24 protein-coding genes are annotated in these 24,464 nt (G+C 71.5%); 7 read left to right on the forward strand and 17 right to left on the reverse strand.

What is annotated here, in order from left to right:
• The first annotated feature begins 204 nt into the window (after positions 1 to 204).
• Positions 205 to 810: a Chromate resistance protein ChrB gene (locus tag KDL01_RS09775; RefSeq protein WP_212528075.1), complete on the forward strand. Its 606-nt coding sequence runs from the start codon at positions 205 to 207 to the stop codon at positions 808 to 810.
• A gap of 116 nt (positions 811 to 926) precedes the next feature.
• On the opposite strand, the gene KDL01_RS09780 is transcribed toward KDL01_RS09775, so the two are convergent.
• The 5 genes from KDL01_RS09780 to KDL01_RS09800 are packed head-to-tail and all read right to left on the reverse strand — an operon-like array spanning position 927 to position 5,967.
• On the reverse strand, positions 927 to 1,136 hold the full coding sequence (locus KDL01_RS09780) for a hypothetical protein (RefSeq protein WP_212528076.1): 210 nt from the start codon (positions 1,134 to 1,136) through the stop codon (positions 927 to 929).
• A 4-nt stretch (positions 1,137 to 1,140) separates the two neighbouring features.
• Complete coding sequence (locus KDL01_RS09785; protein WP_212528077.1) at positions 1,141 to 1,917, reverse strand: COG4280 domain-containing protein; 777 nt, start codon at positions 1,915 to 1,917, stop codon at positions 1,141 to 1,143.
• Positions 1,914 to 3,104, reverse strand: a complete 1,191-nt coding sequence (locus KDL01_RS09790; protein WP_212528078.1) for an ABC transporter ATP-binding protein — start codon at positions 3,102 to 3,104, stop codon at positions 1,914 to 1,916. Before KDL01_RS09790 ends, KDL01_RS09785 begins: the two co-directional genes overlap by 4 nt.
• The gene (locus tag KDL01_RS09795) at positions 3,101 to 4,852 is read right to left on the reverse strand and encodes an ABC transporter permease (protein ID WP_212528079.1); all 1,752 of its coding nucleotides are present in this window, start codon (positions 4,850 to 4,852) and stop codon (positions 3,101 to 3,103) included. Before KDL01_RS09795 ends, KDL01_RS09790 begins: the two co-directional genes overlap by 4 nt.
• 38 nt (positions 4,853 to 4,890) lie before the next feature.
• Entirely contained in the window at positions 4,891 to 5,967 is a 1,077-nt protein-coding gene (locus KDL01_RS09800) for an ABC transporter substrate-binding protein (RefSeq protein ID WP_212528080.1), read from the reverse strand.
• 383 nt (positions 5,968 to 6,350) lie between these two features.
• Between KDL01_RS09800 and KDL01_RS09805 the strand changes: the two genes are divergently transcribed.
• Entirely contained in the window at positions 6,351 to 7,964 is a 1,614-nt protein-coding gene (locus KDL01_RS09805; protein ID WP_212528081.1) for a phytoene desaturase family protein, read from the forward strand.
• A gap of 64 nt (positions 7,965 to 8,028) precedes the next feature.
• On the opposite strand, the gene ispD is transcribed toward KDL01_RS09805, so the two are convergent.
• A complete protein-coding gene (gene ispD / locus KDL01_RS45190) occupies positions 8,029 to 9,369 on the reverse strand; it encodes a 2-C-methyl-D-erythritol 4-phosphate cytidylyltransferase (protein WP_307846213.1) in 1,341 nt (446 codons plus the stop codon).
• A 37-nt stretch (positions 9,370 to 9,406) separates the two neighbouring features.
• Positions 9,407 to 9,913 (reverse strand): CarD family transcriptional regulator, encoded by a 507-nt coding sequence (locus KDL01_RS09820; RefSeq protein ID WP_034267279.1) that lies wholly within the window; start codon positions 9,911 to 9,913, stop codon positions 9,407 to 9,409.
• A gap of 314 nt (positions 9,914 to 10,227) precedes the next feature.
• Here KDL01_RS09820 and KDL01_RS09825 point away from each other — a divergent pair, with 314 nt between their 5' ends.
• Both KDL01_RS09825 and KDL01_RS09830 read left to right on the forward strand, forming a co-directional pair.
• Positions 10,228 to 10,533, forward strand: a complete 306-nt coding sequence (locus tag KDL01_RS09825; protein WP_212528082.1) for a hypothetical protein — start codon at positions 10,228 to 10,230, stop codon at positions 10,531 to 10,533.
• Positions 10,534 to 10,827: 294 nt separating this feature from the next.
• Positions 10,828 to 11,598: a hypothetical protein gene (locus KDL01_RS09830; protein ID WP_212528083.1), complete on the forward strand. Its 771-nt coding sequence runs from the start codon at positions 10,828 to 10,830 to the stop codon at positions 11,596 to 11,598.
• Between the two features lie 165 nt (positions 11,599 to 11,763).
• On the opposite strand, the gene KDL01_RS09835 is transcribed toward KDL01_RS09830, so the two are convergent.
• Entirely contained in the window at positions 11,764 to 12,438 is a 675-nt protein-coding gene (locus KDL01_RS09835; RefSeq protein ID WP_498037986.1) for a response regulator, read from the reverse strand.
• A gap of 5 nt (positions 12,439 to 12,443) precedes the next feature.
• The gene (locus tag KDL01_RS09840; RefSeq protein WP_212528085.1) at positions 12,444 to 13,658 is read right to left on the reverse strand and encodes a sensor histidine kinase; all 1,215 of its coding nucleotides are present in this window, start codon (positions 13,656 to 13,658) and stop codon (positions 12,444 to 12,446) included.
• Between the two features lie 175 nt (positions 13,659 to 13,833).
• On the opposite strand from KDL01_RS09840, the gene phoU reads away from it, so the two are divergent.
• Positions 13,834 to 14,472, forward strand: coding sequence for a phosphate signaling complex protein PhoU (phoU, locus tag KDL01_RS09845; protein ID WP_212528086.1), 639 nt, complete (start codon positions 13,834 to 13,836; stop codon positions 14,470 to 14,472).
• A 142-nt stretch (positions 14,473 to 14,614) separates the two neighbouring features.
• Here the strand turns inward: phoU and KDL01_RS09850 are convergent, their stop codons facing one another.
• From KDL01_RS09850 to mshA, 4 genes are all read right to left on the reverse strand, one after another.
• Positions 14,615 to 14,884: a hypothetical protein gene (locus KDL01_RS09850; RefSeq protein ID WP_212528087.1), complete on the reverse strand. Its 270-nt coding sequence runs from the start codon at positions 14,882 to 14,884 to the stop codon at positions 14,615 to 14,617.
• A gap of 199 nt (positions 14,885 to 15,083) precedes the next feature.
• The gene (locus KDL01_RS09855; RefSeq protein WP_212528088.1) at positions 15,084 to 15,839 is read right to left on the reverse strand and encodes a phosphoglyceromutase; all 756 of its coding nucleotides are present in this window, start codon (positions 15,837 to 15,839) and stop codon (positions 15,084 to 15,086) included.
• A gap of 42 nt (positions 15,840 to 15,881) precedes the next feature.
• Positions 15,882 to 16,472 (reverse strand): type III secretion system chaperone family protein, encoded by a 591-nt coding sequence (locus tag KDL01_RS09860; RefSeq protein ID WP_212528089.1) that lies wholly within the window; start codon positions 16,470 to 16,472, stop codon positions 15,882 to 15,884.
• Positions 16,469 to 17,722 carry a D-inositol-3-phosphate glycosyltransferase gene (mshA, locus tag KDL01_RS09865; RefSeq protein WP_212528116.1) on the reverse strand — a complete coding sequence of 418 codons (1,254 nt, stop codon included), beginning with the start codon at positions 17,720 to 17,722 and terminating at the stop codon, positions 16,469 to 16,471. The genes KDL01_RS09860 and mshA overlap by 4 nt, the downstream gene beginning before the upstream one ends.
• A 206-nt stretch (positions 17,723 to 17,928) precedes the next feature.
• Here mshA and KDL01_RS09870 point away from each other — a divergent pair, with 206 nt between their 5' ends.
• Together KDL01_RS09870 and KDL01_RS09875 are read left to right on the forward strand one after the other, a co-directional pair.
• Positions 17,929 to 18,675 carry an SDR family NAD(P)-dependent oxidoreductase gene (locus KDL01_RS09870; protein WP_212528090.1) on the forward strand — a complete coding sequence of 249 codons (747 nt, stop codon included), beginning with the start codon at positions 17,929 to 17,931 and terminating at the stop codon, positions 18,673 to 18,675.
• Positions 18,676 to 18,683: 8 nt separating this feature from the next.
• On the forward strand, positions 18,684 to 19,478 hold the full coding sequence (locus KDL01_RS09875; protein WP_212528091.1) for a class I SAM-dependent methyltransferase: 795 nt from the start codon (positions 18,684 to 18,686) through the stop codon (positions 19,476 to 19,478).
• Between the two features lie 335 nt (positions 19,479 to 19,813).
• Here the strand turns inward: KDL01_RS09875 and KDL01_RS09880 are convergent, their stop codons facing one another.
• From KDL01_RS09880 to KDL01_RS09895, 4 genes are all read right to left on the reverse strand, one after another.
• On the reverse strand, positions 19,814 to 20,167 hold the full coding sequence (locus KDL01_RS09880) for a DUF2516 family protein (protein ID WP_212528092.1): 354 nt from the start codon (positions 20,165 to 20,167) through the stop codon (positions 19,814 to 19,816).
• A 197-nt stretch (positions 20,168 to 20,364) separates the two neighbouring features.
• Positions 20,365 to 21,051 (reverse strand): hypothetical protein, encoded by a 687-nt coding sequence (locus KDL01_RS09885; RefSeq protein WP_212528093.1) that lies wholly within the window; start codon positions 21,049 to 21,051, stop codon positions 20,365 to 20,367.
• Positions 21,044 to 21,457: a helix-turn-helix domain-containing protein gene (locus KDL01_RS09890; RefSeq protein ID WP_307846216.1), complete on the reverse strand. Its 414-nt coding sequence runs from the start codon at positions 21,455 to 21,457 to the stop codon at positions 21,044 to 21,046. The genes KDL01_RS09885 and KDL01_RS09890 overlap by 8 nt, the downstream gene beginning before the upstream one ends.
• A gap of 81 nt (positions 21,458 to 21,538) precedes the next feature.
• On the reverse strand, positions 21,539 to 24,313 hold the full coding sequence (locus KDL01_RS09895; protein ID WP_212528094.1) for a hypothetical protein: 2,775 nt from the start codon (positions 24,311 to 24,313) through the stop codon (positions 21,539 to 21,541).
• Positions 24,314 to 24,464: the final 151 nt, after the last annotated feature.

The following is a 24,464-nucleotide window of genomic DNA, read 5'->3' on the forward strand; positions in this document are numbered from 1 at the left end:
GTGCCGGGGGTGGGGCGGGTCTGCTCGGGCGCGTCAGGGTGATCGGTGTGGTCGGTGGCGTCCGTGGGTTCCGGGCAGTCCGTGGATTCGGTGGATTCGGTGGGCTCCGTGCGCTCCGTGGGTTCCATGCGGCCAAGTTTTGCTCACCACTTGTTTCCACTGCGTGCGGGCGCAGGTTCCGCGTGGCTGCGGCACACTTGGTGTGTGTCCGAGGAAGCGCAGAATTCGTCTCAGTCCCAGGCCCAGCCCGCGGCCCAGCTCTCGCCCGCCGCGGCCGAGTCGACGGGGTGGCTGGTGTTGATCTACCGCATCCCGTCCGAGCCGACGCGGCTGCGGGCCACGGTGTGGCGGCGGCTGAAGGGGTTGGGGGCGGTGTACCTGCAGAACTCGGTGGCGACGCTGCCCGCGGGGGCCGGGTCGGAGCGGGCGTTGCGCAAGCTGCGGCGGGAGATCCTGGACATGGGCGGGACGGCGCAGCTGCTCTCCAGCACCGCGCTCGCGGGGCAGAGCGACATCCTCGCCGTCTTCCAGGCCGCTCGGGACGACGAGTACGAGGAGATCGTCGACAAGTGCCAGGACTTCCACGGGCAGCTGCAGAAGGAGTACGACGCGGGGCACTTCACCTACGCCGAGCTCGAGGAGAACGAGGAGGACCTCGTCAAGCTGCGCAACTGGCTCGCGAAGATCACCGAGCGGGACGTGTTCGGGGCTCCGCGGCGTACGGCGACCTTGGAGGCGCTGGCGTCGTGCGAGCAGGCGCTGGAGGAGTACGCGGCCCGGGTCTACGCGGAAGAGGCCGAGGGGCACTGATGACGGCTGACAAAGACAGCTGCCGAAGACGGCTGCCAGAGGACTGACGGGACATGCGAGAAGGCGCTGAGCCGGCCGTGCGGGGCCGGCTCAGCGCCTTCAGTCTGCGCTGCGCGCTACTTCTTCCTTGCCCGCCACAGGCTCGCGGGCAGGATCAGCGCCACGGCCAGCGGCATGATCCACCAGCTCGCCACCGAGGTCTTCGACACGCCGTAGGTCGCGGCGAGGGCCACGATCACGACGACGGCCACCCGCCAGTCGTCGCCGACGACGAAGTCATACCAGAACGCGCCGAACGCGCGCAGTCGTTGGGTGATAGTGCGCATGGTCTCAGTGCTCCACGGTCTGCAGGGCGGGGGCGGCGGCCGGCTTGGGGGCGTGGCGGCGCAGGACGGCGACCAGGGCCAGCGCGTAGAGGGCCACGACGGGGGCGATCACCAGCAGGGCCGCGTCGTTGCCGGGCCAGTGCGTGTCCGCGCCCTCGGCACCCCAGAAGATGCCGAAGGTGGTCAGCATGACGGCGACGACGAACTTCATCGTGTTCTCCGGCACCCGGCTGAGCGGCGCCTTGATGGCGATGCCGACCGCGACGACGAGCACCACGGCGATGACGGCGGCGAGCGCGGCCAGCGGGACGTCGTGCGCGTTGGCGCCGAAGGTCAGCACGATGAAGACGACTTCGAGGCCTTCGAGCAGCACGCCCTTGAAGGACAGGGTGAAGGCGTACCAGTCCTCGACCATGCCGCGGCTGGCGGACTCGGCGCCGCGGGCGGCGTCCAGCTCGCGGGCGAAGATCGCGTCCTCGTCGTGCAGGTCCTTGTGGCCGCTGGCGCGCAGCACGGCCTTGCGCATCCACTGCAGTCCGAAGACCAGCAGCAGGCCGCCGACCACCAGGCGCAGGACGCCGATCGGGATGGCGGTCACGGCCGGGCCGAGCGCGGCGGTGATCACGGCGAGCACGGCCAGGCCCGCGGCCACGCCGTAGCCGGCGGAACGCCAGGCGCGCCGGGCGGTGCCGGCGGCGAGCACGATCGTCACCGCCTCGACCGCTTCCACCGCGCAGGCCAGGAACACCGCGGCGAACAGCGCGCCACCAGTGCCGGTCATTCGGCAACTCCTTGTTTGTGCTCGACGGCGACACTCGTCTGGGACGACGCCGTAACGGCTGTTACTTCTCTATCGTAACTGATCGGCGCTTCACCGGTAAGGGGAAACGCGTTGCACCCGTGCGCGTCCAGCGCGAGCTTCACCTGTGCCCCACGTGTCCTCGGCTGGACCGAGAAGACCGAGGTCAGCATGCCGTCGGCGCAGGCGACGACGTGGTCGTAGCCGCGGCCGCGGTAGGCGACGTCGACGACGGTGCCCTCGACCACTCCATGATCGTCTACGGCGCCCCCGACACCCGCGTCTCCGTCGGCGAAGCCGGTGGCGGCCGGGCGGATCATCACGCGGACCGCGCTGCCGCGAGCCAGCGGGGTGGCCGAGCGGGCGCGCAGGCGCCACGGGCCGACCTGGGTCAGCGCGAAGTCGCCCTCGTGCTCGAGCACCGTGCCCTCCAGCTCGCCGCTCAGGCCGGTGAAGCAGGCGACGAACGGGGTGGCCGGGCGGTGGTAGAGCGTCTCCGGGTCGGCGAGCTGCACCAGCCTGCCCTGGTCGAGCACGCCGATGACGTCGGCCAGCGCGAAGGCCTCGGCCTGGTCGTGGGTGATGTAGACGGCGCTCGCGCCGGACTGCCGGGTGAGCGTGGAGATCTCCACCCGCAGCCGCTCGCGCAGGTCGGTGTCGAGATTGGACAGCGGCTCGTCGAACAGCAGCAGCCCGGGCTCGGCCACGATCGCGCGGGCGAGGGCGACGCGCTGCTGCTGTCCGCCGGACAGCTCGTGCGGGTAACGCTCGGCCAGTCCGGCCAGGCCCACCCGCTCGAGCGCCTCCCGGCAGCGCACCTTGGCCTGATCCGACGTCAGCTTCCTTCGGCGCAGGGCGTATCCGACGTTGCCGGCGGCGGTCAGGTGCGGCCAGAGCGCGTAGTCCTGGAAGACCATGGCCAGATCCCGCTGTTCCGGCGGGACGTGGCGGCGCGGTTCGCTCACCACCCGGTCGCCGATGTGGATCTCGCCCTCGTCCAGCCGCTCGATCCCGGCCAGCGCGCGCACCAGCGTGGTCTTGCCCGAGCCGGAGGGGCCGAGCAGGACCAGGAAGGTGCCCGCGGGCACCTCGAGGTCGACGCCGTCCAGGGCGCGTACGGCGCCGTATTTCTTGCCCGCTCCGACGAATCGGACCTGATGGCCGGTCATGACGTCCTTCCCAGTCTGCGCCAGCCGGCCGGGGCGACCAGCTGGAAGATGCCCCACACCAGCCCGATCACGGCCAGCGAGGCGAGGACCGCGAGCACTTCCATCGCGGTGCCGCCGCCGTAGTCGTACTTCGACAGCGCGCTCTCGATGCCGACCGAGACGGTCGGATCGTTCGGCGGGTAGAGCAGCTGCGAGATCGGCAGCTCGAGCACCGTGGCGCCGAAGGTGAGCGACCAGGCCGCCAACAGCGGACGCGCCAGCAGCGGCAGCATCACCTTGAGCCAGGAGACCACTTCGGTCGAGCCGTGCACCCGGGCCGCCTCCCGCAGCGACTCCTGCACCTGGCCGACGCTGCCGAACAGCACCCGCGAGGCGGGCGGCAGGGCGGTGGCGATGTAGCCGAGCACGAGCAGGCTCGTGGTCTCGTACAGGTGGATGCCGAGGTCGTTGGTCAGCGGCAGGTTGTAGGTGAAGATGTATCCGGCCGCGAACACGATGCCGGGCAGCGCGACGGCGGCGAGCAGCAGCAGGTCGAGCATCCGGGCGGAGGCGCGGCCGCGCCGGGAGGTGAGCAGCCGGGCGACGACCAGGCCGAGCAGCACCGTGACGGTCGCGGTGATCGCGCCCAGGCCGCCGGAGTAGAGCAGCGGCTGGTAGAGCTCCGGCGACGTCAGTGCCCTGCGGTAGTTGTCGAAGCTGAAGTTCGCGCCGCCCATCAGCGTGCCGAGGCCGTTGATCAGCGAGGCGGAGACCGCGCCGAAGGTGGGCACGCCGAGCGCGCCGAGGTAGAGCAGCGCCATCCCGATGAACACGCCCGCGGTCGCCGGGCCGGACAGGTCGCGGCGGCGGGCCGGACGGGTGCGCCCGCCCAGGACCCGGTAGCTGCGGCCGCGCAGCGCGGCATGCTGGGCCAGCAGGGCGAGTGCGGCCATCGCCAGCAGCAGCCAGCTGACCGCGGCGGCCACCGGGAACTGGACCGGGAAGTTGTCCACGGCGTTGTAGAGCTCGAAGGTGGCCACCGGGAAGTGCGCGTCGTTGGCCAGCGTGGAGGCCACACCGAAGTCGCTGATGGACTCGGCGAAGACGATGGCGAGCGCGGACCACAGGGCCGGGGCGAGCAGGGCCAGCACCGTGCGCACCACGGCCGAGCGGCCGCCGCCGTGCACGCGCACGGCCGCCTCGAACTCCTCGCCGAGCCCGCGCAGGCCGGCCGAGACGGCGAGGTAGGCGAACGGGATGCCCTTGACCGTGAGCACGCCGATGACGCCGACCGGGCCGTAGAGCAGGCTGCGGGCGGCGCTGTCGGGCACGTGCAGCAGGTCGAGCACGCCCTGGGGCTCGAGCAGGCGCTCCCAGCCCAGGGCGATCAAGTAGGAGGGCACGAACAGCAGCGCGAACATGCCGCCGGACCACAGCCGTCGCCCGGGTACGCGGACGCGGTGCACGACCCACGCGACCGCGAAGCCGATGGCGGCGGAGGCGAGCGCCGTGACGGTGCCGATCATCAGGGTGTCGCCGATGCCCTGGAGCATCGGGCCCTGGAACGCCTGCTGGAAGCCGCTCAGGCTGAACCACTGCGGCCCCTGGTCGAACAGCCGGGGGCTGAAGGCGACCAGCAGGAACAACAGGATAGGCAGCAGCAGGATCGCCGCCACCAGCAGCCAGAAGAGGGCGAAGGGCGCGCGGCGCGCCCACCCCGTCGCCGTCCGGAAGCGGACGGCGACGGGGTTGGTCGTGATCGAGGCCATGTCGAAGAGTGCTTCGTTACTCGGTCCGTTTCGCCGGATTACTTGATGTTGCTGTCGAAGAAGGTGTTGACCTGGCCCTCCAGCGGACCCCAGAAGCTCGGGTCGATGCGCTGGTAGGTGGCGGGCATGGTGCCGGCGTCGGCGACGGGGTCGATACCGGGCAGGATGGGCCAGTAGAGCGAGTCGCCCGTCGGGTCACCGGTCTGCATGACGTGCTGGCCGGCCGCGGAGAGCACGTACTGGACGAACTTCTCGGCCTCCTTCTGCACCTGCGCGGAGGCGCCCTTGTCGATGCCGATGACGCCGGGCAGCAGAGTGGTGGTGCCGAGGTAGACGACCTTGGGCTGGAAGTTCGCGCTGGTCTTGGCGGTGGCCACCTCGCCCATGGCGGCGGAGGACTGGATCAGGCCGTAGTCGATCTGGCCGGTCTCCAGCGCGTGCAGGGTGTCGCCGTTGGTCGGGTGCACGACCAGGCCGTTGGCCTTGAGCTTGGTCAGGAACGCCTCGCCCGCGGCCACGCCGCCGCTCTGCCCGCCGAGCTGGTTCATCAGGCCGGCGATGAGCGGGAAGGTCGGGCCCGACTGGGACGGGTCGTTCATGCCGATCTTGCCCTTGTACTGCGGGTCGAGCAGGTCCTGCCAGGTGGTGGGCACCGCGGAGACCTTGGCGGCGTTGTAGATCAGCGCCGGCACGGCGGTGGTGCTGACCGGGATGTAGGCGTGGTCGGTCGGGACCAGGGTCTGGCCGGCCGCGGTCAGCGTGACGTTCGGGTTGTAGTCGAGCAGCTGGCCCTGCTGGTCCAGCTCGGCGAACGCGGTGTCGCCGTCGACCCAGAGCAGGCCCCACTGCGGGTTGTTGCGCTCGGCCGCGACCTTGGCAAGCAGCGGGCCGGTGCTGTCGTCGTCCAGGGAGACCGGGATGCCGGTGGCCTTGGTGAAGGCCTTGGTGACGGCCGAGTCATAACCCTGCGACGAGTACACGACCAGCGGCACATTGCCGGAGCCACCGGCGGAATTGGTGGCGGTGGACGAGTTGCTGCTGCATCCCGCGAGCGCGCCGATTATCAGGGCACCGGTCGCCGCAGTGCCGGCGAGCCGCGCGTTCCACGCTTTCATTGAGGATCTCCAGCCGTAGTCACCAATAAGTCCTAACGATCGTTAGAAATCGTGAGTGACGGACCTGGAATCGGAGCGATGGCTGCGTGGCCGGAGGGTGAACAGGCGGCACACGCGTGGGGTATTGATCGCCGGGGTGTCGCGCAGGCGTCTCCGAAGTGTCCCGGGGCCGTCCGGGGACCGCTTGCGGGCGCCGGACGGCCCGCGGGCCGACCGTCCCGGGCCGGCCGAAGGTCCACACCGCGGGCGCGACAACGCGTTCACTGCGCTGACCCGGGGCATATAACTTGGCGTAAGGTCTCGATCGACCCCGGAGCCGACCGTATGCTGAGGTTCCGGCCGGGGTGACGGCCGAGCCGCGTTCCGCTCGGACGGGAGTGCACATGGCCGAAACCGCGACCGGGCGGTATACGCAGGCACCGGCGCAGACCGACGTGGTGGTGCTCGGCGCCGGCCACAACGGCCTGGTGACCGCGGCGTATCTGGCCAGGTTCGGGCTGCGGGTGACCGTGCTCGAGCGGCTCGACCGGGTCGGCGGCGCGGCGGTGAGCGAGCAGCTGTTCGCCGGGATCGAGGCGCGCCTGTCGTGCTACTCGTATCTGGTCTCACTCATCCCCTACGCGGTCGTACGCGACCTCGAGCTGGATCTGGAGCTGCGCTCCCGGCCGGTCGCCTCCTACACCCCGGTGCTGCGCGACGGACGCGCGGACGGGCTGCTGGTCGAGCGCAAGCCCGGCGCCGCCACGCTCGACTCGTTCCGCCGGATCACCGGCTCGGACCGGGACTGGCGGGCCTGGCAGCACTTCTACGAGCGGATCGCCAAGGCGAGCCGAGTGATCGCGCCGACCCTGCTCGAGCCGCTGCCGGGTCGCGGGGTACTGATGAAGGCGATCCGCGAGTCCTGCGGCTCGAACTTCTGGAACGAGTTCATGGAGGAGCCGATCGGCGGCGTCGTCGAGCGCACCTTCGCGGACGACGACGTGCGCGGCATCGTGCTCACCGACGCCCTGATCGGCACGCAGAGCTGGGCGCACGACCCGAGCCTGCGGCAAAACCGGTGCTTCCTCTACCACGTGATGGCCAGTCAGTCCGGCGAGTGGCGGGTGCCGATCGGCGGCATGGGCGCGGTGACCGGCTCGCTCGAACGCGCGGTGATCAAGTCCGGCGCGGTGATCCAGACCGGTGCGACCGTGACCCGGGTGGAGACGGACGGCCGCAGCGCGCGCGTCGGCTACCGCACGGCGGAGGGCGAGCAGTGGATCGAGGCGCGCTACGTCGCCTCCAACCTCGCGCCGAGCGTGCTGGCCGAGCTGCTCGACGAGCCCGGCCCGGAGCGGCCCGAGGGCAACCAGCTGAAGGTGAACCTGGTGCTCACCCGGCTGCCCGCGCTCAAGTCGGGCATCGCGCCGGAGCAGGCGTTCGCCGGCACCTTCCACGTGGACGAGTCGGCCGAGCAGCTGGCCGCGGCGTATCAGGCCTCGGAGGCCGGCCGGCTGCCTGACCCGCTGCCGTTCGAGGCGTACTGCCACACCCTGACGGACCGTACGATCCTGAGCCCCGACGCCGACCGCGCCGGACTGCACACGATCACCCTGTTCGGACTGCACACCCCGGCCCGGCTGTTCCGGCAGGAGGGCGTCAAGGAGCAGGCGGTGCGCCTGGCCCTGGACGGCCTCAACCGGTACCTCGCCGAGCCGATCGAGCAGTGCCTGGCCGTGGACGCGCACGGCGAGCCGTGTATCGAGGCGCTCAGTCCACTGGATGTGGAGGCGCAGTTGGCGATGCCGGGCGGCCACATCTTCCACGGCGATCTGGACTGGCCGTGGGCGGGCGGGCATCATCCGACGGGCAGCTGGGGCGTGGAGACGCGGTTCCCGAACCTCGTGGTCTGCGGCTCGGGTGCGGTGCGCGGCGGCGCGGTCAGCGGGATCCCGGGACGCGCGGCGGCGCTGTGCATCGCCGGACGGATCCAGCGCAGCCACGGCCGGGAGCGCTGAGCACGCCCGGCCGATGCGTCTGACGCGGGTTCGGTCCGTCAGCGCATGAGCGCCTGACGCGGACTCAGTTCGCCGTCGGGAACACGATCGCGGTGGCGATCGCCGTGAGCCCTTCGCCGCGGCCGGTGAATCCGAGGCCGTCGGTGGTGGCCGCGCTCACCCGGACCGGGGCGCCGGCGGCCTCGCTCAGCACGGCCTCGGCCTCGGCGCGGCGCGGGCCGAGCTTCGGGCGCTGCCCGATCAACTGGACCGCGACGTTGCCGATGTGCAGGCCGGCCTCGCGTACCCGGCGGGCCGCCTCGGCCAGCAGCACGATGCCGGCGGCGCCCTTCCACTCGGGCTGGTCGGTGCCGAAGTTCGAGCCGAGGTCGCCCAGACCCGCGGCCGAGAACAGCGCGTTGCAGGCCGCGTGGGCGACCACGTCCGCGTCGGAGTGGCCGAGCAGGCCGCCCTGACCCGGCCAGTCGAGGCCGGCCAGGCGCAGCGGGCGGGGGGCGAGCTCGAGGTCCGCCTCGGTCGCGAAGGCGTGCACGTCCACGCCCACGCCCACCATCGGCAGGGGCATCGGGGACGTCGGTGGCGTCGCGGGCGAGTCGGGCATCGGGGACTCCTTCCGGCGCGCGGCGAGCACGGCCTCGGCCAGTACGAGATCGAACGGCGTGGTGACCTTGAACGCCTCGACGTGTCCGGGGATCATCGCCACCGGCAGGCCCAGGGACTCGACCAGGCCCGCGTCGTCGGTCGCGTCGTGGCCGGCCGCGGCGTGGGCGCGCTCGAGCAGGTCGCGGCGGAAGCCCTGCGGGGTCTGGATGGCGCGCAGCGCACTGCGGTCGACCGTGCGTTCGACCAGGTCGTGGGCCGGTCCGAGGCTGGACGTCTCAGTATGCGGACGCACGGATTTGATCGTGTCGGCGACGGGAAGCACCGGAATGACGGCGTCGGCTCCGGCGCGTACCGCGGCCACGACGTCGGCGACGGTGGACGGCGGAGTAAGCGCACGGGCGGCGTCGTGCACGAGCACCACGTCGCAGTCCGCAGGGACGGCAGCGAGGGCGAGTGCGACGGATTCCTGCCGGGTGGCGCCGCCGGGCACGATCAGGACCGTGCCCGCGGCGAGCGGGCCCCGGGGAGAGTGAGGTGTCGTGTCCGGCTCGCCCGACGCGGTCGCGACGGGCTCGAGCGCGGACAGGATGCGCGCCACCTCGGCCAGGCCCTCGGCCGAGGGCGGGGCCGCGACGACGACCAGATCGATCCGGTCGGAGGCGAGCAGTCCGCGCACCGCGTGCAGCAGGATCGGCTCACCGCCGATGGAACGCAGGGCCTTGGGAGCGCCCGGGCCGAGCCGTTCGCCGCGGCCGGCCGCGGGAACAAGGGCGGCCGTGCGCGGCGTCGGAGGTCGGGTCACGGCGCGTAGGTTGACGGAGGTCGGATTGCGGGGCGACTCAGGCGGTGGCGGCCGGACCCACCTGCGAGGCGAGCACCTCGTCCAGGATGGACTCCGCCTTGTCCTCGTTGGTGCACTCGGCCAGGGCCAGTTCGCTCACCAGGATCTGCCGGGCCTTGCCCAGCATGCGCTTCTCGCCGGCCGAGAGGCCGCGCTCACGGTCGCGCCGCCACAGGTCGCGTACGACCTCGGCGACCCGGATCACGTTGCCGGACGCGAGCTTCTCCAGGTTGGCCTTGTAACGCCGGGACCAGTTCGTCGGCTCCTCGGTGTACTCGGCACGCAGGACCTCGAAGACCTGGTCGAGGCCGTTCTGGTCGACGACGTCGCGGACGCCGACATCCTCGAGCTTGTCGGTGGGTACCATGAGGGTCAGATCGCCCTGGGCGACGCGGAGCCTGAGGTAGGCCTTCTCCTCACCCTTGATCATCCGGGTCTCGATCGCTTCGATGAGGGCGGCCCCATGGTGGGGATAGACGACGGTCTCGCCAACCTTGAACGTCATGTGATGCGTACCCCTTCCGTGGGTAACCAGGATAACACGCGCGCACCGGTTTCTGAAGGGCGTTTGCCCAGGTCAGATAGGTGATGCCCACTTGACAAGCGCTCGGATGGCGTACTCGCCCCTGGTCAGCGCGGCGTGGCGGGCCCGGCGCGCTGCCCAAGAATCTTCGTTTCACACCTTTCGACCGGGGCGCGCGGAGGGGTTTCGCAGCACCTGGAGCGGCAACACTCTGGGCAGACGCGGTGTACGGGCGCACAATGCTCGTACAGCGCGTGCTTGGACTGGGTGCCCTCGTTCAGGTGGGGTGATTGTTCGTGGATTCGAGCAGCGAGTATTCCTCGTCGTGGGACGGCGCCCGCGACGAGCCGGACGCGGCGATAGTGGCGCACTGGCCGGATGGAACGGCCATTACCGAGGGGCAGTGGCGCGCCCCGGTCGACCCACGGGAACTGATGCCGGATCAGCGCCGCTACCAGCGGGAGCTGCGGTGGGTCAGCCGGCGCTCCAGGGTGGCCGGGGCCCTGCGGGTCCTCGGCACGCCCCGCGGCGTCGTCGCCATCCTGCTCGCGGCGGCGTTGCTCTCCGCTTCCGTGGTCACGGCCCTCGGAGCGATCAAGTAAGGCGCGATCGTACGTACACGGTCGCCGCCGGCCGACTCGGACACCGAGCACGCGGTCAGAGAGTCGGTCGGCGACGTTCGTGGGCGCCGCGCCCGTGCCCGCTGGGCAGATCGGGTGAATCAGGACCATAGCCCCGCGCGTCGCGCGGTGCTCTCGCGCGCGTGCACACGGCCGGGACATCGGGTTGCGCAAACGTCCATCCCGGTGAGTCGCCGTCAAACGCGGTCAGTACGCTGTGGCTAAATACTTTCTGAGTAGCGACCACAGTAGCCACCGCGAGGAGCCTGACCCACCGTGAGCAGCAACCCCCACTCCAGCGCGCCTAGCCCGCGAGCCTCGCGGAAGAGCCCGCTGCGCACCCGTCGCAACCGCACCGCCCTGGCCGGCGCCGCGCTCCTGGTCGCCCTGCCCGTGCTGGCCGCCTGCTCCGCCGGGACGAACCCCGAGGTGTACGACATCAAGCCGGACAACGGCCTGGCGACCGCCGGCGACATGTGGATCAGCAACGTGTGGGTCGTCTCCGACGCGAACACCGGCAACGCCGAGGTCATCGGCCAGGTGGCCAACACGAACCCGAGCCAGAGTGAGACCACTCAGCTGACCTCGGTCACCGTCAACGGCCAGCCCGCCAGCGTGCAGGAGACCGGCACCTCCACGCTCTCCCCGGGCGTCACGGTCACCGGCTCGGACGTGAGCATCCCCGGCCTGCGCTCGGTGCAGTTCGGGCAGCAGGGGCAGCCGCAGCTGCTGGCCACCGACCCCGGCGTGGTCATCGGCCAGAACGCCCAGGTCGTCTACACCTTCTCGGACGGCACCACGGCCACCGTGACCGCGCAGGTGCAGCCGAACAGCGGCCTGTGGGCGCAGTACAACCCCAACGGCCCGTCCACCGCGACCGCGCTGCCCACGACCACGGCGAGCGGCACCGCGACCCCGACCGCGACCGCCTCGACCACCGCCACCGGCACCTCGACGGCGACGGCGAGCACGACCGCGAAGGCCACCTCGAGCAGCACCGGCAACACCGTGTTCAGCGGCACGCCCAACCCGAGCTCGAGCTCCTGAACCGCCGGGCTCCCGGGCTCCCCGAGCCCCGGAGCCGCCCGGCCCGCGCACCGCACGACGACGGCCTCCCCGCAGCACGCGGGGAGGCCGTCAGGTTTTCGCAGGGCCCGGATCAGGGCCCGGATCAGGGGCGGCGGTGCCGGGGCCGGCGGGCCGGCCGGATTTTCACGGCTCGAACTTGTAGCCCAGGCCGCGGACCGTCACCAGGTAGCGCGGCAGCGCCGGATCCGGCTCGATCTTCGCGCGCAGCCGCTTGACGTGCACGTCCAGCGTCTTGGTGTCGCCCACGTAGTCGGCGCCCCAGACCCGGTCGATCAGCTGCATCCGGGTCAGCACCCGGCCGGCGTTGCGCAGCAGCATCTCCAGCAGCTCGAACTCCTTGAGCGGCAGCTGCACGCCGTTGCCCGCGACGCTCACCGTGTGCCGCTCCACGTCCATCCGGACCGGTCCGGCCTCCAGCGCGGAGTCCTCGAGCTCCTCGGTCTGCCCGCCGTGGCGGCGCAGCACCGCCCGGATCCGGGCGACCAGCTCGCGCGAGGAGAACGGCTTGGTCACGTAGTCGTCGGCGCCGAGTTCGAGGCCGACGACCTTGTCTATCTCCGAGTCCTTGGCGGTCAGCATGATCACCGGGACACTCGAGCGCGTCCGCAGTTGCCGGCAGACCTCGGTGCCGGGCAGCCCGGGCAGCATCAGGTCAAGCAGCACCAGGTCGGCCCCGTGCCGGTCGAACTCGTCCAGGGCCTCGGGTCCGGTGGCCGCCACGGCCACCTCGAAGCCCTCATTGCGCAGCATGTAGGAAAGCGGGTCGCTGAACGACTCCTCGTCCTCGACTACCAGCACCCTGGTCACGTCGTTCGACTCCCTGTCGTGATTCTGGTCGGTTGGCTGTGGGTTGGTTCGAGCTCGGACACCGGGGCGACTTGGGCCACCGGCAGCCGCAGGGTGAAGGTGGAGCCGGCGCCCTCCACGCTCCAGACCGAGACGTCGCCGCCGTGCGTGGCGGCGATGTGCTTGACGATCGCGAGCCCGAGGCCGGTGCCGCCGGTCACGCGCGAGCGCGCCGGGTCCACCCGGTAGAAGCGCTCGAAGATGCGGTTGAGGTCCTGGTCCGGGATGCCCACGCCCTGGTCGGTGACGGACAGCTCGGCCAGATCGCCCTCCACCCGGACCGAGACGACCACCTTGGTCCGATCGGGTGAGTAGTTCACCGCGTTCTCCACCAGGTTGCCGACCGCGGTGGTCAGCTGGCCCAGGTCGCCGAGCACCCGGGTGTGCTCGGGCCCGGTGGCGACCAGCTCGATCTGCCGGGCCTCGGCGACCTCGGCCACCCGCTCCCGGGCCGCCGCCACCACCTCGGCCAGGTCCACCGGGACCGCCTTGGCCAGCGGGTCGTCGCCCTGCACCCGGGACAGGTCGATCAGGTCCTGCACCAGGTTGGTCAGCCGGTGCGCCTCCTTGGACATCCGCCCGGCGAAGCGGCGGACCGCGTCCGGGTCGTCGCTGGCGCTCAGGACGGCCTCGGCCAGCAGCGAGAGCGCGCCGACCGGGGTCTTGAGCTCGTGGCTGACGTTCGCCACGAAGTCGCGGCGCACCTCGTCCACCCGGCGGGCCTCGGTGCGGTCCTCGACCAGCACCAGGACCAGGTGCGCCCCGAGCGGGGCGACCCGCACCGAGACGGCCAGGGTGTCCTGGCCCAGCGGGCCGCGTGGCAGTTCCAGCTCGACCTGGCGTATCTCCCCGTCCCGGCGCACCTGCCGGGCGATCCCGGTCAACTCCTCCGGCACCAGCCGCTGGCCGCGTACCAGCCCCAGGGCATGCGCCGCGGGCGAGGCCTTGACCACCGCGTCGCTCGGGTCAAGCAGCACCGCGGAGGAGCGCAGCACCTGCAGCACGGCCGCCACGCCCGGCGGCACCAGCGGCTCGGGCTGCGGCTCGAGCCGGCGCCGGTCCCGCTCGCTCCAGCGGAACGCCAAGCCCGCCGCGACCCCCACCACCAGCGCGATCAGCGCGGAGGCCGAGGCAGCCGCGACGTGGAAGGCGGAGGCGTCGAATATGTGCACACGATCAGAGTAAGCGGCCAAACCAGGCGTTTCGAAGGCTCGGAGGGCTCCCAAGGCCTTCCGTCGCCGAGAATTCACGTGTGGGTTGCATTTGATTCACCCATCGGCGTGGCCCGGCTGAGGGCGGGCCCGTACCGTATGCGAGAGTCCCGTTCCATCCCCTCAGGAGTGATCCATGCGCGACGTCTACCACGAAGAGCTCGACTCGATCGGTGCCACACTGATCGAGATGTCCGGCCTGGTGGCCAGCGCGCTCAACCAAGCCACGACGGCCATCATGAACGCCGACCTGCAGCTCGCGGAGAAGGTCATCGCCGCCGACGACCAGGTCGACGCGCTGCAGAAGGCTCTCGACGCCCGCGCTCTGGACCTGCTCGCCCGGCAGCAGCCGGTGGCCGGCGACCTGCGCACCATCATCACCTCGCTGCGGATGAGCGCGGACCTGGAGCGGATGGGCGACCTGGCCCGGCACGTGGCCAAGGTGGCCCGGCTGCGCTACCCCGAGATAGCCATCCCCGAGGAGCTGCGCCAGACCGTGGCCGAGATGGGCCGGATCGGCGAGGAGCTCGCCCACAAGACCGGCGAGATCATCGACGGCCGCGACGTCGAGGCCGCGCGCCTGCTCGAGGCCGAGGACGACGCGATGGACCGGCTGCACCGCGCCCTGTTCAGCGCGCTGCTGCACGAGGGCACGCCCTACCCGGTGGAGACCGCCATCGACGTGACCCTGGTCGGCCGCTACTACGAGCGCTTCGCCGACCACGCCGTCTCCGTCGCGCGCCGCATGATCTTCCTGGTGACCGGCGACTACTGAGCCGCCGCGCACACGGGAACGCCTCCCCGGGCGCGATGAGCGTCCGGGTGCACAGGGAAGCAACGGGAGACGCCCCGCCGGATTCGTCCGGCGGGGCGTCGCGCGTTCGCCGGTTCGCGGGGTGAGCCGCTCCGGTACGGCGTCAGCCGAGGCCGCCGGCTTTCAGGAGCAGCGCCACCCCGCCGACGACGAACGCCAGGCCCATGAGACCGGTCAGCGAGCCCGTCCAGAATCGGACCGACTGGTTCTCGTTGTTGAGCTGACCCCTCGCGTCTAAAAGCGGCTGGCGCACCACGAGGTCCGTGATGAGGCCGTCCGCGCCGCCGCGCGCGGCTCGCTTGGCGTCTCGCCACTGCCGGAGAATCCTGGAGGCCCCGTGACACGCGCCGGCGCCCATACCCAGCATGAGCACGCCGAAGACACCGTCAGCGACCGTATTCGAACTCGACATCTGCTTCCCCCCGTTCGAAATCCCGCCTGAATCCAGCCGATGATTCCACGCGCCGAAGATGGGGTCACCCCGGATGCGGGCGCCCCACCCGGCCCAGCACGCGAAACGGCCCCTCGGCAGCCGGAAACGCGCTGCTGAGGGGCCGCCAGAGTGACTACGCCTACTTCTTGCCCTGGTTCTTGACCGCCTCGATCGCCTCGGCCGCGGCGGCCGGGTCGAGGTACTCGCCGCCCGGGGTGACCGGGCGCAGGTCGGCGTCGAGCTCGTAGTAGAGCGGGATGCCGGTGGGGATGTTCAGGGCCGCGATGTCCGCGTCCGAGACCCCGTCGAGGTGCTTGACCAGCGCGCGCAGCGAGTTGCCGTGGGCGGCGACCAAGACGGTGCGGTGGGCCAGCAGGTCGGGGACCAGCGCGTCGTACCAGTAGGGCAGCATCCGGTCGACCACGTCGGCCAGGCACTCGGTGCGCGGGCGCAGCTCGATCGGCAGCGCGGCGTAGCGCGGGTCGTGGTACTGCGAGTACTCGTCGTCCTCGGCCAGCAGGGGCGGGGGGACGTCGTAGGAGCGGCGCCAGAGCATGAACTGCTCCTCGCCGAACTCGGCCAGCGTCTGCGCCTTGTCCTTGCCCTGCAGCGCGCCGTAGTGGCGCTCGTTCAGGCGCCAGGTGCGCGAGGTGGGGATCCAGTGGCGGTCGATCTCGTTGAGCGCCAGCTGGGAGGTGCGGATGGCCCGGCGCAGCACGGAGGTGTGCAGCACGTCGGGCAGCAGGCCGCGGTCCCGGAGCAGCCGGCCGCCGCGGATCGCCTCCTCCTCGCCCTGGGCGGTGAGGTCCACGTCCACCCAGCCGGTGAACAGGTTCTTCGCGTTCCACGCGCTCTCGCCGTGGCGCAGCAGCACGAGGCGGTAGTTGTCAGCCATGCTCCGAGACTATCCGAGCGGCCCCGGCCGACTCCGGGCGCGTCAGTCCTTGGAACGCGGCCGGTCCGGGCCGGGGCTCTGCGGGTCCGGGGCGCTCGGCTCGCCCGCCTCGTCCGGCTCACCCGGCTCTTCGGGCCGCAGCCGTTCGAAGGCGGCCAGGTTGAAGGTGGGCTCGCCGCGCTTGAGCCGCCAGGCCCACTCGCGCCGGATGGAGGTGGCGAAGCCGAGCTCCAGCAGGGTGTTGAAGCTGCCGTCGGCCGCATCGAGCACGGTGCCGAGCAGCCGGTCCACCTCGGCCGCGGTGACCGAGGCCAGCGGCAGCCGGCCGACCAGGTAGACGTCGCCGTGCGCGTCGATGGCGAAGGCGATCCCGGCCAGCCGGGCGTTGCGCTCGAGCAGCCAGCGGTAGACGTTCTCGTGGTTCTCGTCGGCGCCACGCACGACGAAGGCGTTCACCGAGAGCGTGTGGTCGCCGAGCAGGAGCGAGCAGGCGGTGGCGAGCTTGCGGGTGCCCGGCAGCGTGACCACGTAGTGGCCCTCGCCGGGCTGCTCGAACTCGGCCTCGGCCTCCCGCAGCGCCCGCTCGATCTCGGCGGCGGCCTGCCTGCGGGCGGATCGCTCGTCCTTGGTCACGCCAGCGAGCTTACGCGGCGGTGCGTCAGCCAGCGCTCGGAGATGGCCTCGGAGTAGACCTCCAGGGTCCGTCTGGCGGTATGCGCCCAGCCGAAGCCGGCCGCGTGCCCCCTGGCCTGCTCGCGCATCCAGGCCAGCCGGGCCGGGTTCTCCAGCAGCGTGGCGCAGGCGGCGGCGTAGTCCACCGGGTCGTGGCCGGCCACCAGCAGCCCGGAGCGGCCGTCGGCCACGGCGGTGCCAAGGCCACCGACCGAGGCCGCGACCACCGGCGTGCCGCAGGCCTGGGCCTCGATCGCCACCAGGCCGAAGGACTCGTTGTAGGAGGGCACCACGACCAGGTCGGCGGCGCGGAAGTACTCGGCCAGCCGGTCTTGGTCCACCGGGGGGATGAAGCGCACGTGCCGGGTCACCCCGAGTCGCCGGGCCAGCCGGGTCAGGTGGTGCGGGGTGGCCTTGCCGCTGCCGCTGGGGCCGCCGACGATCGCCACGACCAGGTCGCGGTAGCGCTCCGGGTCGCGCCGCAGCAGCTCGGCCGCGGTGTGCAGCAGCACGTCGGGGGCCTTGAGCGGCTGGATCCGGCCGGCGAACATCAGCAGCGGGGCGTCCTGCGGCAGGTCGAGCGCGGCCCGGGCGGCGCGGCGGTCCCCGGGGGCGAAGCGTTCCAGGCTGACGCCGGGGTGGACCACCGGGACCCGGTCGGCCGGGGCGCCGTAGAGCCGGACCAGCTGGTCGGCCTCCTGCGCGGTGTTGGCGATCAGCCGGTCCGCGGCGGCCACGACCTGGTCCTCGCCGATCAGCCGGGCGGCCGGCTCGGGCGCGTCGCCGCCGGCCAGCGCGCCGTTCTTGACCTTCCCCAGGGTGTGCATGGAGTGCACGAGCGGGACGCCCCAGCGCTCCTTGGCCAGCCAGCCGACCTGGCCGGAGAGCCAGTAGTGCGAGTGGATCAGGCCGTAGTGGCCGGGGTCGTGGAAGGCCTCGGTGCGCAGCACGCCTGAGGTGAACGCGCACAGCTGGCCGGGCAGGTCCTCCTTGGACAGCCCCTCGTAGGGGCCGGCCGTGACGTGGCGCACCAGCACGCCGGGCGCGAGCTCGACCGTGGGCGGCAGGTCGCCGCTGGTGGCGCGGGTGAAGATCTCGACCTCGGTGCCCTGGGCGGCGAGTTGCCGGGAGAGCTCGACGATGTAGACGTTCATGCCACCGGCGTCCCCCGTCCCCGGTCGGGCAAGGGGGGACGTGTGCACGGAGAGCATGGCTATCCGCCGGGGCTTCACGATTTCTCACTCCTCACGGCTGAGCACTCCTCGGGCCAAACGTGGGAACCTGCCGTACGGTCGCGGTATTCCCGGGAGCGGGAGCGGCCGGGCGGGCGAGCCCGGCCTGCCCACCGCGTGCGCGCGGCGTGCGGGCCCGGCGGACTCGGCGCGGAGGGCGGGCGCCGGTTTGGGACAATGGCGCCATGACGCAACCTATAGCGGTAGTGACGGGCGCGAGCAGCGGGATCGGCGAGGCCACGGCGCGGCGCCTGGCGGCCGAGGGCTTCGACCTGGTGATCGGAGCCCGGCGGCTGGACCGTCTGGAGAAGCTGGCGGCCGAGATCGGGGCCCGCGCGGTCGAGCTCGACGTCACCGACGAGGCCTCGGTGGCCGCGTTCACCGAATGGGTACCGGAGTGCGCCGTCCTGGTGAACAACGCGGGCGGCGCGCGCGGGCTGGCCCCGGCGGCCGAGACCGCGATCGAGGACTGGCGCTGGATGTACGAGGTGAACGTGCTCGGCTCGGTGCGCATGGTCCAGGCGCTGCTGCCGTCGATGCTGCGCTACGGGCGCGGGCATGTCGTGAACATCACCTCGGTCGCCGGCCTGGGCGTCTACGAGGGCGGCTCCGGGTACACCGCGGCCAAGCACGCCCAGCACGCGCTGAGCGAGACGCTGCGGCTCGAGCTCAACGGCCGGCCGGTGCGGGTGACCGAGATCGCCCCCGGCATGGTCAAGACCGACGAGTTCTCGCTTAACCGCTTCGCCGGCGACCAGAACCGGGCCGACTCGGTGTACTCCGGGGTGGCCGAGCCGCTGCTGGCCGAGGACATCGCGGACTGCGTGGCCTTCGCCGTGACCCGTCCCCCGCACGTGGACGTGGACCTGCTGGTGGTGCGCCCGCTGGCCCAGGCGGCCTCGCACAAGGTGCACCGGGTGCAGGGGAACTGACCGCTGCCGTGACCGCAAGGACCCGACCGGTCGGCACCGTCACCCGCGGTACGACGGCGCCGAACCGGCTGCGGCGGGTGGACCGCTGGCTGCTGGGCACGCACCAGCGGCTGCTGTGGCGGGCGCCGGAGCGTGCCCTGGCGGTGGACCTGGGCTACGGCGCGTACCCGGTGACGACGGTGGAGTGGGCCGAGCGGCTGTGGACGCGCCGGCCCGACCTCGAGGTGCTCGGCCTGGAGATCGACCCGGCCCGGGTGGCCGCGGGCGCGGCCTACCGGCGTCCTGGTCTCGAGTTCCGGCTCGGCGGCTTCGAGCTGCCGGTGCCGCGCGACCCGGTGCTGCTGCGTGCGTTCAACGTGCTGCGCCAGTACGACGAGGGCGCGGTGGCCGAGGTCTGGGCGGGGCTGTGCGCGCGGCTGGCTCCGGGCGGGCTGCTGATGGAGGGCACCTGTTCGGAGAACGGCCGGATCGCGGTGTGGGCCGGCCTTGACCGGCAGGGCCCGCAGACGCTGAGTTTCGCCGCGCGGCTCGGCTCGCTGGAGAGCCCGGCGATCTTCGCGCAGCGGCTGCCCAAGGCCTTGATCCACCGCAACGTCCCGGGCGAGCCGGTGCACGCGTTCCTGCGGGACTGGGACCGGGCCTGGGCCGCCTGCGCACCGCTGGGCGCGTTCGGCGCCCGCCAGCGCTGGATCGGCGCGGCCCGGATGCTCACCGCCGACTGGCCGGTGCTGGACCGGGAGAACCGTTGGCGCCTGGGCGAACTGACGGTGCGTTGGGAGGCGCTGCGCCCGCTCAGGTCGTAGCGCGGCGACGGCGTGCGTTGATGGGGGCGTGTGTCGACGACGGTCCCGAATCAGGGCCGGAAAGGCCGGAGAAAAGGCCTGCGGTCTCGGCAGAGCTCGCGGGGGGTAGCTCGGCCGAGACCGCAGAAGTGGTGCTCAAGGCACCTTCCGAGGGTCGGGCACCCTCGGATCACGGGGCTTTCCGGTAAACCGGTCCGCCCCGACCTTGGGGGGTGATGCTCACCTTGCCAGGCGAGGCTTAGCCGGTTGTGAAGCCGCGTTGAGAATCATGTGAAAAGCCGCACCGTCAATACCCTGACGCATGGCCGGGACCGGCGAAGCCGGTTCGGCACCGCTCACCAGGGGCCGTACGGTCCGTCCGGGCGCCTGTCGCGCGGGTTGCGGCCCCCGCGCCGCGCGGATCCGGCCTGCTCACGCAGCGCCGGACGCACGTCCACCATGTAGATGATCGCGGCCGCGGTGCCGACGATGGTCAGGATCTGGGTGACCCCGCCCCACATCAGGTCGTAGAACGCGGCGATGCCCAGGAACAGCAGCCAGGCCACCTTGGTGAGCTTGTTCGCGGCCACGTAGGCGCTGGAAGGCCGGATCGCCGCGTCCACGAACGCGTAGACCTTGAAGCAGGTCAGCGCGAGGAGCAGCAGGTTGAGCACATTGAAGAACGTCGAGGTGATCAGTCCGCTGCCCATCTGGGTTTCCTTTGACGTCTAGGTCGGGGCGAGGGCACGGCGTCACACCGTGTCCTCGCCTTCCACGCTACCTTCCGTACCCGGCGCGGTGAAGTTCACCGCGTCCCGCCCGCATTCGCCCGTGCGTGCCGCGTCGGGCCGAGGCGGGCCGGCACGGGTCTGCGCGGGCCGGCACGGGTCTGCGCGGGCCGGTCGGGCTACGCCTCGCTGTCGTCCGCGGTGCGCGGCGCCTTGGGCGCGCTGGCCCGCTTGCGCGCGGCCCGCTTCGGCGCGGTCGGGTCCGCCGCGCCCGCCTCGTCGGAGACCTCCTCGGCCGCGATGAACACGGCGGCGGCCTCGGCCGCGCTCTGGGCCTCGTCGGTCGGCAGGTCGAACACGTCCTCGGGCAGCGTCGCCGAGGCGTGCTCGGCGCCGGTCAGCTCGTCCTCGTCGCTCAGCTGCTCGACCACGACGGTGACCGCGGGCTCGCCGGCCTCGCCGGAACCGCCCTCACCCGCGCCGGTATAGCGCCCGACCACGACCTTGCCGCGCTCGGCGAGCTCGTCGTAGGTCTCCACGGCCTTGCCGGCCGCCTCGAGCAGCCGTCCGACCTGCTGCAGCGCCACGGTCTGGGCCCGGTCACGCAGTGCGGCGGCGTCCGGACGGGCGGCCTTGCCCACCGTGTCCTGCACCGTCGCGCTCACCCTGGCCAGGTGCTCGGGGGCCTCCGCCGCGATGCGGGTGGCCAGCGTGCTCAGGGCCGCGCTCGCCTCGGCCAGCTTGGCCGGGGCGTCCTTGAACCTGTCGGGGGCGTCCTTGAGCTTCTCCGCGGCCAGGTCGCCCGCGCCGGCCAGGGCGTAGAGCGGCTTGGGGTCGCTGAGGGTCTTGCGGATGTCGTCACTCATGTTCATCGGTGGTACCGCCTTCCTGCCCGCGGAAGGAGAGGTAGATCTCCCGCAGGGCGACTTTCTGACGAGTGGTCAGGTGCGGGTCGGCCGTGATCGCCGCGAGCACCCCGCCCGCCGCGGCCCGGTCGGCCTCCTCGCCCCGCTCCGCTCGCTCCTGCTCCCCGTCGAGCAGCCCGGCCCGCACGTACAGCGTCTCCGCCGAGATCTGCAGGGCCTTGGCGAGTTGTTGGAGCACATCGGCACTGGGCTTGCGCAGCCCGCGCTCGATCTGGCTGAGGTAGGGGTTGGACACCCCGGCCGCCGTGGCCAACTGGCGCAGCGAGTACTGGGCGCCCTCCCGCTGTTCGCGGATATAGGCGCCGAGCTGCGCGAGCCGGACCGGGCCGAGGTGCAGGTCTGTCACGCCTCCCAGTGTGCGCCCGAGTGCTTGCAAAAGCAAGCACGCCGTTAGCTGGTGGCGTGCGCGGCGTGTCGAGGGCGGCGGTCAGCCGTTCTCGAAGACGCCGAACAGGTCGAGGACGACCTGGGCGGTTCCTTTGCCGCCGAGGTAGAACCCGATGTCGTAGTAGCTCTGCAGGTCGCTCTCGGTGCCGGGCGGAACGATGACCAGGTTCGGCACCGTCTGGCCGGTCAGGTAGTTGAGATTCGAGGTGCTCGGCACCGTCGAGGCGGTGGCCAGGGTGAACGGGTAGACGGAGAGGAAGCCGTTGCCGGTCGGCGAGACGACGGTGGCGTTGAGCACGGCGCCGCGGATGACGGAGTCCTGGGTGAACTGCAGGTAGTCGATCGCGCCGGCCTCGACCGGGCTCTGGCCCTTGCGCGTGTCCAGGACGCGCTCGGGCGCGGCGAGTGGCAGGTAGGCGTCGGCTCCGGTGCCGGACTCGGTGTAGCCGAACGCGTCGGCGATCAGGTCGACCGGGCTCGAGCCGTTGTTGTGCAGGACGATCTGGCCGTTCGTGCCGACCGGGACGATCGCCATGTTCGCCTCGGCCCCGCCCGCGGGATAGTTCAGGTTGGAGACCGTGGGCAGGGTCTCGCCGGCCGGGTACGCGGTAATCACGCCGTTCGCGGTGGCGTCGACCGCGGTCAGGTTCAGCGCGACGGCCGTCGGCCCGCTGGACGGGATGGCGCCGCCGCCCGCGCCGTTCACGGTCAGTGTGATCTGGCCGTTGGCCGGGATCTTCGCGGCCTTGCCGGTTCCGGTGCCCTTGCGGGTGTCCAGGATCCGGGTCGGATTCAGCGCGGTGTACTCGCTCGCGACCTGCTCGCTGAAGTAGCCGGCGACGTCCGCGACGACCTGGGTCCTGCCCGCCGAGTTGTTGTAGAAGTCGACGACGCCGTTCGCACCGACCGGTACGACCACCAGGTTCGGTACGTTCTGGCCGGTCCGGAAGTTGAGGTTCGAGGTGGACGGGCGGGCCACCGCCGTACCGCCGCGGGTCTCGTCGCCGTACACCGTCAGCACGCCGTTCGCGGTCGGGGCGACCGCTGTCACGTTGAGTACCACGGCGGAGATCCCGGCCGGGATCGTCGCGCCGCTGGTGCCCGCCCCGGCGACCTTCAGCTTGAGCGTCCCGTCCGAGGCGACAGGTGCGGTGGACGCACCGAGGCCCTTGCGGGTGTCCAGGATCCGCACCGGCCCGTATGCGGTGTACTCGGAACCGGCGGTCTGCACTCCGGAGACGGAGTTCGAGACGTAGTCGTGGCCGCCGTCGGTGTACGTGATGGAGATGTCGTAGGTGCCGAGCTGCGCGTAGGAGTGCGTGCCGGTTCCGGTGTCACCGCCGAAGCCCACGTCGGTCTGAGTCCCGTCGCCCCACGAGACCTGCGGATCATCGCCGACATAGAACGTCGTCTCCCCGGTAATCCCGAAGCTGAGAGTGACGCCGAGTGCGCTGGAATCGGTCACGCTGAAGGAGATCGCGAGATTCGGATTCACACCGGTGTACTGGACGGCGCCGCGCGAGGTGTACGGGGAGGTTCCGTAGTAGTCCGTGCCGGCCATGCCCGGGGCACCGGTGTTCGCATTGCCGACGACCGGCGTCTGGTTCGTCGGGATGATCGGGTAACCGGGAACGGTGTCGCCGCCGGACGACGCCGGCTGCATGTCGAACACCGAGGTCTCGTCGATGTCGTGAGCGCCCTGCGCGGAGGCCGTCTGGAACCCGGCCAACGTGCCGTAGGCGGTCCCGCCCCAACTGTAGGGGTCGTTCGCGTAGCCGGTCAGTGGGTTGAAATAGTTGTAGTCGCTGACGGTACCGGAGACCGACGCCGCGGCGACGGTGACGCTCGGCTGCCAGCCGAGGTCCGCGCCGGTGCAGTACTTCTCCGAGGTGCCGACGCCCCATGCGTCGGAGATCGGCTCGATGACGTTGTTCTCGATGGATACGCCGGTCGATGCGCCTTCGACGTCGACGGCTCCGTCGCAGCTCTGCATGATCGTGTTGCCGACGACGTCGAGTCCGGTGACGCCGACCGCGGCGATCGGTTCGTCGATGATCAGGTTGCTGGCCAGGTCGATGTTCTTCGCCCCCGAGGCGATCTGCACTGCGTCGGCGCCCGCCTCCCAGCTCTCGACCGGGCCCAGAAAGCTGTGGCTGACCGTCACATCGCTGGAGGCGCCGTCCACACTCACGGCCGTCACGGGGATGGTGGCTTCGGTCATGGAGAGAGAATCCAGGGTGATCCCGGCCGAGCCTTTGATGGAGACAAGGGGCGGGGCCACGTTCGTCGCCCTGAGGGTCAGATTGCTCACCGCGACGTCTGACGCGCCGTCGAAGACCAGCGCCGGGCTCGCTGCGATCATCGGCTTACCGCCGACGCCGACGATGGTCAGATCGGACGTGGTGACCGTGACCGTCGAGGCCTGTTCCCCACCGGCCGCGGTGACCTCGACCGTGTCGCCCGCGGCCGCGGCGTTCACCGCGTCCTGCACGTTGCAGTACGGGCTCGCCGCGCTGCCGTCCCCGGTGTCCGTCGCGCAGCCCGCCGAGGGAAGCGTCACGTAGACGATCGTGCCGGTCGCGGCCGTGGCGGTGGAGGCGGACGCACGCAGCACCGCCAGATGGTTTGTTGTGTCCTGCCAGACAGACTTCTGCAGCCGCACGGTGTTCCCGGCCGGGGAACTGTAGGTCTTGAACCCGGCCGCCGCCGCCAGCGATGTGGCGGTGGTCTGTGACGTCGCGGACGCGGACACCGGATCGGCGGGCGCGGACGAAGCCGCGCCCGCCGTCGAAGGCACCAGGCCGATGCCGGCCACACCGGCTATGAGCAGCGGAAACACAGACCTACGGCGCAGCACTGCAACCCTCCCCAGGCAGCACCGGGCACAGCGCGCAGTGCTGGAACAGTACTGGACCCTACGCGCCCGTGAAGCTCGCACTCAACAGCTTGCCGTCACAACTCGACGA

Origin of the sequence: Actinospica durhamensis (assembly GCF_018139695.1) — a bacterium.
In the GTDB taxonomy this organism is placed as follows: domain Bacteria; phylum Actinomycetota; class Actinomycetes; order Streptomycetales; family Catenulisporaceae; genus Actinospica; species Actinospica durhamensis.

Bases quoted from the DNA above. Each gene is read 5' to 3' on its own strand.
- KDL01_RS09820 (WP_034267279.1), bottom strand. From the start codon at position 9,913: ATGACGTTCAAGGTTGGCGAGACCGTCGTCTATCCCCACCATGGGGCC.
- KDL01_RS09880 (WP_212528092.1), bottom strand. From the start codon at position 20,167: ATGGGCAGCGGACTGATCACCTCGACGTTCTTCAATGTGCTCAACCTG.
- KDL01_RS09885 (WP_212528093.1), bottom strand. From the start codon at position 21,051: ATGAGTGACGACATCCGCAAGACCCTCAGCGACCCCAAGCCGCTCTAC.
- KDL01_RS09790 (WP_212528078.1), bottom strand. From the start codon at position 3,104: ATGACCGGCCATCAGGTCCGATTCGTCGGAGCGGGCAAGAAATACGGC.
- phoU (WP_212528086.1), top strand. From the start codon at position 13,834: ATGCGCGACGTCTACCACGAAGAGCTCGACTCGATCGGTGCCACACTG.
- KDL01_RS09780 (WP_212528076.1), bottom strand. From the start codon at position 1,136: ATGCGCACTATCACCCAACGACTGCGCGCGTTCGGCGCGTTCTGGTAT.
- KDL01_RS09805 (WP_212528081.1), top strand. From the start codon at position 6,351: ATGGCCGAAACCGCGACCGGGCGGTATACGCAGGCACCGGCGCAGACC.
- KDL01_RS09870 (WP_212528090.1), top strand. From the start codon at position 17,929: ATGACGCAACCTATAGCGGTAGTGACGGGCGCGAGCAGCGGGATCGGC.
- KDL01_RS09855 (WP_212528088.1), bottom strand. From the start codon at position 15,839: ATGGCTGACAACTACCGCCTCGTGCTGCTGCGCCACGGCGAGAGCGCG.
- KDL01_RS09785 (WP_212528077.1), bottom strand. From the start codon at position 1,917: ATGACCGGCACTGGTGGCGCGCTGTTCGCCGCGGTGTTCCTGGCCTGC.
- mshA (WP_212528116.1), bottom strand. From the start codon at position 17,722: ATGCTCTCCGTGCACACGTCCCCCCTTGCCCGACCGGGGACGGGGGAC.
- KDL01_RS09800 (WP_212528080.1), bottom strand. From the start codon at position 5,967: ATGAAAGCGTGGAACGCGCGGCTCGCCGGCACTGCGGCGACCGGTGCC.
- KDL01_RS09795 (WP_212528079.1), bottom strand. From the start codon at position 4,852: ATGGCCTCGATCACGACCAACCCCGTCGCCGTCCGCTTCCGGACGGCG.